Genomic DNA, 11,864 nt, shown 5'->3' with positions numbered 1-11,864 from the left:
CATCCTCAGCGGACACAGGCCCGTCGCTTACGATCGAGCCTCGTGCCCCACGACCGTAATGAGCGATCGCAGCGGATCCCACGATCGGTGGCCGCGGTCGCGGGACTTCTGGGGCTGTTCCTGTGCCTGCTCGTCCCGGTGCTTCCGGCGAAGCAGACCACGGCGACGGTGCTGTGGCCGCAGGGCACAACTGAGGGCCCCGACGGGCACGTCAGCCAGATCACCGCGCCCCTGGTGTCGGGGGCGCCCCGGGCGCTGGACATCTCCATTCCCTGCCCGGACATCGCCACCCTGCCCGCCGACGGCGGCTTGGTGGTCTCGACGTTGCCGCCCGGTGGCATGGACGCCGGGAAGAACGGGCTGTTCGTGCGGGCCAACAAGGACGTCGTCGTCGTGGCGTTCCGCGACACCGTCGCGGCGGTGGCGCAGCGCTCGGCCATCGCCGCCGGCGGCTGCACCGTGCTGCACGCCTGGGCCGGCATCGGGTCGGCCGGCGCCGAGTTCGTCGGCCTCCCCGGCGCCTCAGGCGTCCTGCCGCCCGAGAAGAAGCCGCAGGTCGGCGGGATCTTCACCGACCTGAAGGTGCCCGCGGGGCCGGGCCTCTCAGCCCGCATAGACATCGACACCCGATTCATCACCGCGCCCACCGCCGCCAAGAAGATCGTGATGGCCTTCGGCGTCCTCTCGGTGCTGGCCGCCATCATCGCGCTCGCGGTGCTGGACCGCCGCAGCCGAGGCGGCGGCACGCTGCTCAACTGGCGCTCCCCCATCGCCTGGCTGTCCAGGTACCGCCCCGCCACCCACCTGGCCAACTGGCGGCGCGTCGGACTCGCGACATGGATCGCCGACGCCGGCGTGATCGCAACCCTGTTGCTGTGGCACGTCATCGGCGCCACCACGTCGGATGACGGCTACAACCTGACCATCGCCCGCGTCGCTCCCGGCGCCGGCTACGTCGCCAACTATTACCGCTACTTCGGCACCACCGATGCCCCCTTCGACTGGTATCTCGGGGTGCTGTCCAAGTTCGCCTCGGTGAGCACCGCCGGCGTCTGGATGCGGCTGCCCGCCACGCTGGCCGGAATCGGCTGCTGGTTGATCATCAGCCACTGGATGCTGCGCCGGCTGGGCCCCGGCAGGGGCGGGCTGGCCGCCAACCGCGTCGCGGTCTTCACGGCGGGCGCGGTGTTCGTCGCGGCCTGGCTGCCGTTCAACAACGGGCTGCGGCCCGAACCGCTGATCGCGCTCGGGGTGCTGATCACCTGGATGCTGGTCGAGCGCGCGATCGCGCTGCGACGGCTCGCCCCGGCGGCGGTGGCCATCATCGTGGCCCTGTTGAGCGCGACGCTGGCGCCGCAGGGTTTGATCGCCGTCGCCGCGCTGCTCACCGGGGCGCGGGCCGTCGCCCAGACGATCCGGCGCCGCCGGGCCACCGACGGGCTGCTGGCACCGCTGGCGGTGCTCGCGGCGTCGCTCGCGGTGATCCTCGTGGTGGTGTTCCGCAGCCAGACGCTGGCCACGGTGCTCGAATCCGCCCGCATCAAATACAAGGTCGGGCCGACGATCGCCTGGTACCAGGATTGGCTGCGCTACTACTTCCTGACCGTCGAGTCCAATCCCGACGGGTCGATGGCGCGGCGGTTCGCGGTGCTGATCCTGCTGCTGTGCCTGTTCGGCATGTTGGTCATCCTGCTGCGCCGCGGACGCGTCCCCGGCGTGGCCAGTGGCCCGGCGTGGCGGCTGATCGGCACCACCGCGATCGGCCTGCTGCTCCTGACATTCACCCCGACGAAGTGGGCGATCCAGTTCGGCGCCTTCGCGGGGCTGGCCGGGGCGCTGGGCGCGGTCACCGCGTTCGCGTGCTCGCGGATCGGCCTGCACAACCGCCGCAACCTGACGCTGTACGTGACCGCGCTGCTGTTCGTCCTGGCGGTGGCCACCTCGGGCATCAACGGCTGGTTCTACGTCGGCAACTACGGGGTGCCCTGGTACGACATCCAGCCGGTCGTCGCCAGCCACCCGGTGACGTCGATGTTCCTGACGTTGTCGATCATCACCGGGCTGCTGGCCGCCTGGCAGCACTTCCGGATGGACTACGCCGGCCACACTGAGGTCAAGGACAACCGGCGCAACCGCGTCCTGGCGTCCACCCCGCTGCTGGTGGTCGCGACCATCATGGTCGTCGGCGAGGTCGCGTCGCTGACCAAGGGCGCGGTGTTCCGCTACCCGCTCTACACCACGGGCAAGGCCAATCTCGCCGCGATCAGTTCGGGGTTGTCGTCCCGCAGCTGCGCCATGGCCGACGACGTGCTGGCCGAGCCCGACCCCAATGCCGGCATGCTGTCGCCGGCGCCGGGCCAGACGTTCGGCCCCGACGGCCCCCTCGGCGGCGTCAATCCGGTGGGCTTCAAACCCGACGGCGTGGGCACGGATCTGAGGTCGTACCCGGTGGTCACCAAGCCGGGGGTGGTCAATTCCGACGCGTCACCCAACAAGCCGAACGCGGCCATGAGTGACTCCGCGGGTACGGCCGGCGGGAAAGGCCCGGTCGGTGTCAACGGCTCATCCGCGGCGCTGCCGTTCGGGCTGGACCCCGCCCGCACGCCGGTGATGGGCAGCTACGGCGAAAACTCCCTGGCCGCCACCGCCACCTCGGCGTGGTACCAGCTGCCGCCCCGCACCCCGGATCGCCCGATCGTCGTGGTGTCGGCGGCCGGCTCCGTCTGGTCCTACAAAGAAGACGGCACCTTCACCTACGGACAGTCGCTCAAACTGCAATGGGGAGTTGCCCGCCCGGAGGGGACGACCCAGCCGCTCGCCGAGGTGCAGCCGATCGACATCGGCCCAGAACCGGCGTGGCGCAATCTGCGGTTCCCGCTGACCTGGGCGCCACCCGAGGCCAACGTGGCGCGCATCGTCGCCTACGACCCGAACCTGAGTTCGGATCAGTGGTTCGCGTTCACGCCGCCCCGGGTCCCGGTGACCGAAACCCTGCAGCAGCTGATCGGGTCGCGCACACCCGTGCTGATGGACATCGCGACCGCCGCGAACTTCCCGTGCCAGCGGCCGTTCTCCGAACACCTTGGCGTCGCCGAACTTCCGCAGTACCGCATCCTGCCCGACCACAAACAGACGGCGTCGTCGTCGAACGGCTGGCAGGCCGGCGAGGCGGGCGGCCCGTTCCTGTTCGCCCAGACGATGCTGCGCACCTCGACGATCTCGACGTATCTGCGCGGCGACTGGTATCGCGACTGGGGATCCGTGGAGCAGTACTTCCGGCTGGTGCCGGCTGATCAGGCGCCGGACGCCGTTATCGAACAGGGTGTGATGACAGTGCACGGCTGGAGCCGGCAGGGACCGATTCGGGCGCTCCCGTGAGCGCGCCGACCGCCAGCGACGACGTGCGGATGACGCGCTGGGTGGCGACCATCGCCGGCCTGATCGGGTTCGTGCTGTCGGTAGCCACCCCGCTGCTGCCCGTCGTGCAAACCACCGCGACGCTCAACTGGCCACAGAACGGTCAGCTGAACAGCGTTACCGCACCGCTGATTTCGCTGACCCCGGTCGACGTGACGGCAACCGTGCCGTGCTCGGCGGTGCGCGCCCTGCCGCCGGAGGGCGGGGTCGTGCTGAGTACGGCGCCCAAGAAGGGCAAGGACGCCGCCCTCAACGCGCTGTTCGTGGTCGTCAACGGCAAGCGGGTCGACGTCACCGACCGCAACGTGGTGATCGCCAGCGCGCCCCGGGATCAGGTGGCCTCCCCGCAGTGTCAGCACATCGACATCACCTCGACGAAGGCCGGCGCCTTCGCCACCTTTGTCGGACTCAATGATCCGGCGGGCAAACCCATCAGCGGCGGTTTCCCCGATCCCAACCTGCGGCCGCAGATCGTCGGGGTGTTCACCGACCTGAGCGGTCCGGCTCCGGCCGGTTTGAGGCTGTCGGCGACCATCGACACCCGGTTCTCCACCACCCCAACCACTTTGAAACTGGCCGCGATGGTCGCGGCGATCGTGGCCACCATCGTCGCACTGGTCGCGTTGTGGCGGCTCGACCAGCTGGACGGGCACCGGATGCGCCGGCTCATTCCGGCGAACTGGCGCACCTTCACTCTCGCCGATGTCGCGGTGATCGGCGGGTTCGTCCTCTGGCACGTGATCGGGGCGAACTCGTCCGACGACGGCTACATCCTCGGCATGGCCCGCGTCGCCGACCGCGCCGGATACATGTCGAACTACTTCCGGTGGTTCGGCAGCCCCGAAGACCCCTTCGGCTGGTACTACAACCTGCTGGCGCTGATGACCCATGTCACCGACGCCAGCCTGTGGATGCGGTTGCCGGACTTGATCGCCGGAATCGTGTGCTGGCTGCTGCTCTCGCGCGAGGTGCTGCCCCGTCTGGGGCCCGCGGTGGCCTCCAGCAAGGCCGCCAACTGGGCGGCGGGCACGGTGCTGCTGACGGCCTGGATGCCGTTCGACAACGGCCTGCGCCCCGAGCCGATCATCGCCGTCGGTTCGCTGATCACCTACGTGCTGATCGAGCGCTCCATGCGCTACAGCCGGCTCACCCCCGCCGCGCTGGCGGTCATCACCGCGGCTTTCACGCTCGGCGTCCAGCCCACCGGCTTGATCGCGGTCGCCGCGCTGATCGCCGGCGGCCGGCCGATCCTGCGAATTTTGGTCCGCCGCCACCGCCTGGTCGGCACGTGGCCGCTGGTGGCGCCCATGCTGGCCGCCGGCACGGTCATCCTGACCGTCGTGTTCGCCGACCAGACACTGTCAACCGTGCTGGAAGCCACCAGGATTCGCACGTCGATCGGCCCCAGCCAGGCCTGGTACACCGAGAACCTGCGCTATTACTACCTGATTCTGCCCACCGTCGATGGCTCGCTGTCGCGCCGGTTCGGGTTCCTGATCGCCGCGCTGTGTCTGTTCACGGCCGTGTTCATCATGTTGCGGCGCAAGCGAGTTCCGGGAGTGGCCCGCGGGCCGGCGTGGCGGCTGATGGGTGTCATCTTCGGCACCATGTTCTTCCTGATGTTCACACCCACCAAGTGGGTGCACCACTTCGGGCTCTTCGCGGCGGTGGGGGCGGCGATGGCCGCCCTGACCACCGTGCTGGTCTCACCGGCGGTGTTGCGCTGGTCGCGCAACCGGATGGCGTTCCTTGCGGCGGTATTTTTCGTGTTGGCCCTGTGTTTCGCCACCACCAACGGCTGGTGGTATGTCTCCAGCTACGGTGTTCCGTTCAACAGCGCGATGCCGAAGATCGGCGGAATCACAATCAGCACAATCTTTTTCGCGCTGTTTGTGATCGCAGTCCTCTACGCGATCTGGTTGCATTTCGCGTCCCGCGACCATGGCGAAGGCCGGCTGGCCCGGGCGCTGACGGCGGCGCCGGTGCCCCTCGCGGCGGGCTTCATGGCGCTGGTGTTCATCGCGTCGATGACGGCCGGCATCGTGCGGCAGTACCCCACCTACTCCAACGCGTGGGACAACCTGCGCGAGTTCAGCGGCGGCTGCGGGCTGGCCGATGACGTGCTCGTCGAGCCGGACAGCAACGCCGGCTTCATGGCGCCGCTACCCGGCAATTACGGACCATTGGGGCCGCTGGGTGGTGAGCGCCCAACAGGATTCACGCCGAACGGCGTTCCGGACCGCACCCTGGCCGAGTCGGTCAAGGAAACGTCGGTGCCGCAGCCCGGAACCGACTATGACTGGGATGCACCACTCAAGCTGACGACGCCGGGTATCAACGGATCGACGGTACCGCTGCCCTACGGCCTGAACCCTCAGCAAGTTCCGGTAGCGGGCAGCTTCGCCACCGGCGCGCAACAGCAGAGCAGGCTGAACTCGGCGTGGTACCAGCTGCCCAAACCCGACGCCGGACACCCACTGGTCGTCATCAGCGCCGCGGGCACCATCACCGGCAACAGCATCCTGCACCACCACACCACCGGGCAGACGGTGGAATTGGAATTCGGCAGGCCCGGCCCGGACGGCTCCGTACTGGCGGCGGGCCGCCTGGTGCCCTACGACCTCTACGGCGAACAACCCAAGGTGTGGCGAAACCTGCGGTTCGCACGCTCGCAGATGCCGGCCGACGCCGTCGCGGTGCGGGTGGTCGCCGAGGACCTGTCGCTGACGCCGGACGACTGGATCGCGCTGACCCCACCGCGGGTCCCGGAGCTGCGCTCGCTGCAGGAGTACGTCGGCTCGACGCAGCCGGTGTTGATGGACTGGGCGGTCGGATTGGCCTTCCCCTGCCAGCAGCCGATGCTGCACACCAACGGCGTCACCGAGATCCCGAAGTTCCGCATCACCCCGGACTACAACGCCAAGAAGCAGGACACCGACACCTGGCAGGACGGCGTCAACGGCGGCCTGCTGGGCATCACCGATCTGCTGCTGCGGGCGCACGTGATGTCGACGTACCTGTCCCACGACTGGGGCCGTGACTGGGGATCGCTGCGCAAGTTCGACACGATCGCCGACGCGCGCCCCGCGCAGCTCGACCTGGGCACCGCGACCCGTACTGGGTGGTGGTCGCCGGGCCAGATCCGCATCAAGCCGTAACCGCGGCGAAAAGCGTCATTTATTGGCGTGTTTAAATCGCGCGCCGCGGCCGCTATTCAGTGCCGGAATAGCCCCCCGAATTAACGCCTGGGTAATTGCTGGCGGTGGGTTTGAACCGGCCGATAGCGGGACAATCCTCATTCCGATGTGATCCAGTTCACACTACGGAAAAGGGTGGCCCCATGCGCACGCTGACACGCCTGAAGACCTGCTCCACCGCGCTTACCGTGCTGGTATTGCCGGCCACCACGTTCGCGATCGGCACGTCGGGCGCCGAGGGTGCCGGCACCACCGTCGTTTTCGACGCCAAACTTCGGCGTTGCGATTTCAGTTTGGTGACTTTTGCGGTGCAGGTGCCGCACCCATCCCTGGGGACGGGTTATGCCGTCGTCCACACGGCCGGGTCGAGGGTGGTCGCGGACGTCCATTTGGTGGACGCGCCAGAACCCGGCACCCATTTCGACGTGGGTCTGATCCAGCTGCCCCGCCCCTCCTCCGCCACGTGCGGGCCCGGCGACCCCGGGACCGCGTTCACCGGCCTGGACACCGACGGGGCCGGCCGCGGGAACGCGACCGTACAAGACAGCATTCGGCCCGGCACGACCGGTGTGTGGGTGATCGTCGAACAACCGAACCCCCACGCGCAAAGCCCGGCGGAGTTCTACACCTCCGAGTTCGTCGTCCCCGCGAGGGCATAGGCCGGATGAGGGGCAGCGGTGTCGGCATCGCAACGGGACACACGGCAGCAGCGAATCGCGCCTGATGACGCCACCGGCGACCTTTCCGCGATCCGCGGCTCCCCGTCGCCTGCCGAGGACGTCCCCGAGGAATTCGACACGACATCGGAAGCGGCCGAAGCGGCCGGGATGGCGCGCGGCTCGGCCATGCTCGTGGTGAAACGGGGCCCCAACGTCGGATCGCGGTTCGTCCTGAACCAGCCCGTCATGACCGCCGGGCGTCACCCGGAAAGCGACATCTTTCTCGACGACATCACGGTCAGCCGCCGGCATGCCGAATTCCGCACCGAGGACGACGAATTCCGCGTCGTCGACCTCGGCAGCCTCAACGGCACCTACCGCAACCGTGAACCCGTCGACTCCGCGGTGCTGGCCAACGGCGACGTGCTCCAGGTCGGCAATTTCCGGCTGGTGTTCCTCTCCGCCCAGGCGCCGTGACCCGACGATGTACACCTCCGAATTCGGCGCCGGCCAAACGATTTTCGCGCAGGGGGACCCGGGTGATCGGCTCTATGTGATCGCCGAAGGCACGGTGAAGATCAGCCTCCGCGATCCCGCGGGCCGCACCAGCGTGCGGGGCATCCTGGGCCCCGCGGACATCTTCGGCGAGCTGGCGGTGTTCGACCCCGCCCCGCGCGCGTGCACCGCCACGGCGCTCACCGACGTGCGAGCGCTGTGGCTGGACCGCGCCGCCCTGCGCGCCTCGATGGCGCGGGAGCCGGCGCTCGCCGAACAGGTGCTGCGGGCGCTGACCCGGCGGTTGCGGGGTGCCGAACGACAACTCGTCGAACTGGTTTCCAGCGATGTCCCTGCCCGTGTCGCCCGCCAGCTGTTGATGCTGGGCAGGCGGTTCGGCAGCCGCGAGGGCGGCGCGCTGTGGCTCGCCCATGAACTCAGCCAGGACGAGCTGGCCCAGATCGTGGGCGCCGACCGGGTATCGGTGAACAAGGCACTGCGCAACTTCACGACACGCGGCTGGATCTCGTTGAAGGGCAAGACCGTTCTGATCATCAACCCCGAGGCGCTGGCCCGCCGCGCCGGGGACGGTGGGGACGTCGGGGGCGTCGGGGGCGCCCCCGACGCCCTACCGCATGACGATCGGCTCGGCGCGTAGCGTCTGTCCCATGAGCGACTACGCCGTAGAGGCGGTGGACAGGCTGCCGTTCTCCACTGAGGAAAAATCGCAGCGCTACGCGACGGAGGACTACGCCGGCGCCGTCGGTCTCAATTGGTACAGCACCGATCCCACGCTGCAGTTCACCATGGCCTACTACCTGCAGCCCGACGAGCTGAAGTTGGCCGAACGCCATCTGGGGGGCATCGGCGAGCTGATGGGTGGCTCGGTGGCGCGCTGGGCCGAAGAGACCGACCGCAACCCGCCGCGGCTCGAGCGTTACGACCGGTGGGGCCACGACGTCAGCCGGGTGGTCATGCCGACGTCGTTCACGCAGTCCAAGCGGGCCGTCCTGGATGCCCAGCGAGCGCTGCGGGCCGAGGCTCGCGAGGCGAAGATGAGCTCGTCGCTGACCCTGTTCGCGTCGAATTATCTACTCAATCAAGCCGATATCGGCATGGGCTGCGCGTTGGGCACCGGCGGCGGCATGGTCCAGTCGCTGGTGGCGGCCTACGCGCCGGCCGACGTGGCCGAGCACGTGCTGGCCAAATTCGCCTCCGGCGAGTGGGCCGGCGAGACCGCGCAGTTGCTCACCGAACGCACCGGCGGCTCCGACCTGGGTGCGCTCGAGACGACCGCCACGCGTCACGGCGACTCGTGGCTGCTGAACGGGTTCAAATGGTTCGCGTCCAACTGCGCCGGGGAGGCGTTCGTCGTCCTGGCCAAACCCGAAGGCGCGCCGGACTCTTCGCGGGGCGTCGCCAATTTCCTGGTGCTGCGCACCCGCCGCGACGGCTCCCGCAACGGGGTGCGGGTCCGGCGCCTGAAGGACAAACTCGGCACCCGCTCGGTGGCCTCGGGCGAGGTCGAATTCGTCGACGCCGAGGCGTTTCTGCTGTCGGGCGAACCCGCCGCCGAATCGGGCCCCTCCGACGGCAAGGGTCTGGGCCGCATGATGGAGCTGACCAACGCCGCGCGGCTGGGCATCGCGTTGTTCGGCCTCGGGAACGCGCGGCGCGCCCTGGTCGAGTCGCTGTGCTACGCGCGGCGGCGGCGCGCTTTCGGCGGCGCGCTGATCGACAAACCGCTGATGCGGCGCAAGCTCGCCGAGCTGATCGTCGACGTCGAAGCCGCCCAGGCGCTGGTGTTCGACGGCACCGGCGCCACCAACCATCGCCAGCCGCGCAGCCTGCGGCAGCGCATCGCGGTCCCGGTCACCAAGCTGAAAGTGTGCCGGCTCGGGATCACCGCGGCGTCGGACGCGATCGAGATCCACGGCGGCAACGGCTACATCGAAACCTGGCCGGTGGCAAGGCTTTTGCGTGACGCACAAGTCAACACCATCTGGGAGGGCCCGGACAACATCCTGTGCCTGGACGTGCGTCGCGGGATCGAGCAGACCCGCGCGCACGAGACGCTGCTGGCCCGGCTGCGCGATGCCGTCTCGGTCGCCGACGACGACGAGGCGACCCGGCTGGTCGCCGGCCGGATCGAGGATCTCGACGCGGCGATCACCGCATGGTCGAAGCTCGACCGGGACCTGGCCGAGGCGCGGCTGTTCCCGCTCGCCCAATTCATGGGTGACGTCTACGGCGGCGCGTTACTCATCGAGCAGGCCGCCTGGGAGCGCGCCACCCGCGGCAGCGGACGCAAGGCGCTGGTGGCACGGCTCTACGCGCAGCGGTACCTCGCCGATCGGGGGGCGCTGCGCGGCATCGACGCCGACACCGACGAGGCGATGGAGCGCTTCGACGAGCTGGTGGACGGCGCCTTCACCGCCGAGCAGGCATAGGAGCACGCGAAATCGCCTCGGAATGGGCGTTTTTGGGTGCTTTTGCGACTGCTCGCGGTGAACTCGCGGTGAGCCCTTAGATCGGGATGAGCCCGTGCTTGCGTGCCGTACGGAACCACAGTTGCTTGTCCCGCAGCAGTTTCATCGACTTGCGCAGCAGCAGCCTGGTCTGGTGCGGGTCGATGACCGCGTCGATGAAGCCACGCTCGGCGGCGGTCCACGGGATCGCCATGTTGAGGTTGTAGCCCTCGATGAAGTCCTTCTTGATCTGCTGCGCCTCGGGCGTGGTCGGGTCCGGGAACCGCTTCATCAGCAGCTGCGCGGCCCCCTCGGCGCCGATCACCGCGATGCGCGCGGTCGGCCAGGCGAAGTTGAAGTCGGCGGTCAGCTGCCGCGATCCCATCACGGCGTACGCGCCGCCGAAGGACTTGCGGACCGTGATGGTCACCTTCGGCACGTCGGCCTCGACCACCGAGTACAGGAACCGGCCGCCGCGCTTGATGATGCCGTTTTTCTCCTGCTCGGCGCCGGGCAAAAAGCCCGGGGTGTCCACCACGAAGACCAGCGGAGTGTTGAACGCGTCGCAGAACCGGATGAATCGCGCGGCCTTGTCGGAGGCCTCGTTGTCGATCGACCCGGACAGGTACATCGGCTGGTTGGCGATCACGCCCACCGGGCGCCCGTCGATCCGGGCGAACCCGGTGATGATGGCCGGGCCGTGCTGCGCGGCGACGTCCAGGAAGTCACCGTCGTCGAAGATGCGCAGCAGGATCTCGTGCATGTCGTAGGCCATATTGTCCGAGTCCGGCACGATCGAGTCGAGCTCCAGATCGGTCGGGGTGGTCTCCGGCTCGAGGCCGGGGTTGACGATCGGCGGCTCGCTGACGGTGCTCGACGGCAGGAACGACAGGAAGTCGCGCACGTATGCGAACGCCTCGGCCTCGGAGTTCACCACCTGGTGGATGTTGCCGTAGCGGGCCTGCGCGTCGGACCCGCCGAGCTCGTCGAGGGTGACCTCCTCGCCGGTGACCTCCCGGATCACGTCGGGCCCGGTGACGAAGAAGTAGCCCTGGTCGCGCACCGAGACGAGCAGGTCGTCCTGGATCGGCGAATACACTGCTCCCCCAGCGCATTTCCCGAAGATCAGGGAGATCTGCGGCACCAGCCCGGACAGCGCCTCGTGGCGGCGGCCCAGTTCGGCGTACCAGGCCAGCGAGGTGACCGCGTCCTGGATCCGGGCGCCGCCCGAGTCCTGGATGCCGATGATCGGGCACCCGATCATCGCGCACCACTCCATCAGCCGGGCGACCTTGCGGCCGAACATCTCGCCGACGGTGCCCTGGAACACGGTCTGGTCGTGGGAGAACACCCCGACCGGGCGGCCGTCGATCATGGCGTGCCCGGTGACGCAGCCGTCACCGTAGAGCGCGTTCGGGTCGTTGGGCGTCTTGGCCAGCGCCCCGGTCTCCAGGAAGGTGCCCGGGTCGACCAGCGCGTGCACACGGGCGCGGGCGCTGGGGATGCCCTTCTTGTCGCGCTTGGCGACGGCCTTCTCGCCGCCGGGCTCTTTTGCCAGTTCCAGGCGGCGGTGGAGCTCGGCCAGCTTCTCGGCGGTGGTGTGCTGGATGGGGGCCGGCGCCATCTCC

General features: G+C 68.9%; 7 protein-coding genes. 6 read left to right on the top strand and 1 reads right to left on the bottom strand.

All coding sequences use genetic code 11. The features are described 5' to 3' along the window. The first annotated feature begins 42 nt into the window (after positions 1-42). The 6 genes from ACZ50Z_RS23615 (at position 43) to ACZ50Z_RS23590 (ending at position 10,218) form a co-directional block, all read left to right on the top strand. Positions 43-3,378: an arabinosyltransferase domain-containing protein gene (locus tag ACZ50Z_RS23615; RefSeq protein ID WP_464485725.1), complete on the top strand. Its 3,336-nt coding sequence runs from the start codon at positions 43-45 to the stop codon at positions 3,376-3,378. Positions 3,379-3,407: 29 nt separating this feature from the next. Further along, a complete protein-coding gene (locus ACZ50Z_RS23610) occupies positions 3,408-6,575 on the top strand; it encodes an arabinosyltransferase domain-containing protein (RefSeq protein WP_464486375.1) in 3,168 nt (1,055 codons plus the stop codon). Positions 6,576-6,757: 182 nt separating this feature from the next. Next, entirely contained in the window at positions 6,758-7,273 is a 516-nt protein-coding gene (locus tag ACZ50Z_RS23605; protein WP_464485724.1) for a hypothetical protein, read from the top strand. 18 nt (positions 7,274-7,291) lie between these two features. Next, a complete protein-coding gene (locus ACZ50Z_RS23600) occupies positions 7,292-7,750 on the top strand; it encodes an FHA domain-containing protein (RefSeq protein ID WP_464485723.1) in 459 nt (152 codons plus the stop codon). A 7-nt stretch (positions 7,751-7,757) separates the two neighbouring features. Continuing rightward, positions 7,758-8,426 carry a Crp/Fnr family transcriptional regulator gene (locus tag ACZ50Z_RS23595; protein WP_464485722.1) on the top strand — a complete coding sequence of 223 codons (669 nt, stop codon included), beginning with the start codon at positions 7,758-7,760 and terminating at the stop codon, positions 8,424-8,426. A 10-nt stretch (positions 8,427-8,436) separates the two neighbouring features. Then, on the top strand, positions 8,437-10,218 hold the full coding sequence (locus tag ACZ50Z_RS23590; protein WP_464485721.1) for an acyl-CoA dehydrogenase family protein: 1,782 nt from the start codon (positions 8,437-8,439) through the stop codon (positions 10,216-10,218). Between the two features lie 76 nt (positions 10,219-10,294). On the opposite strand, the gene ACZ50Z_RS23585 is transcribed toward ACZ50Z_RS23590, so the two are convergent. After that, a complete protein-coding gene (locus tag ACZ50Z_RS23585) occupies positions 10,295-11,860 on the bottom strand; it encodes an acyl-CoA carboxylase subunit beta (protein WP_464486374.1) in 1,566 nt (521 codons plus the stop codon). Positions 11,861-11,864: the final 4 nt, after the last annotated feature.

This window comes from Mycobacterium sp. NTMscope_MAC_269 (assembly GCF_976985695.1).
Note: the sequence above shows the minus strand (reverse complement) of the source record. Positions and strands in the feature narration are given on the sequence as shown.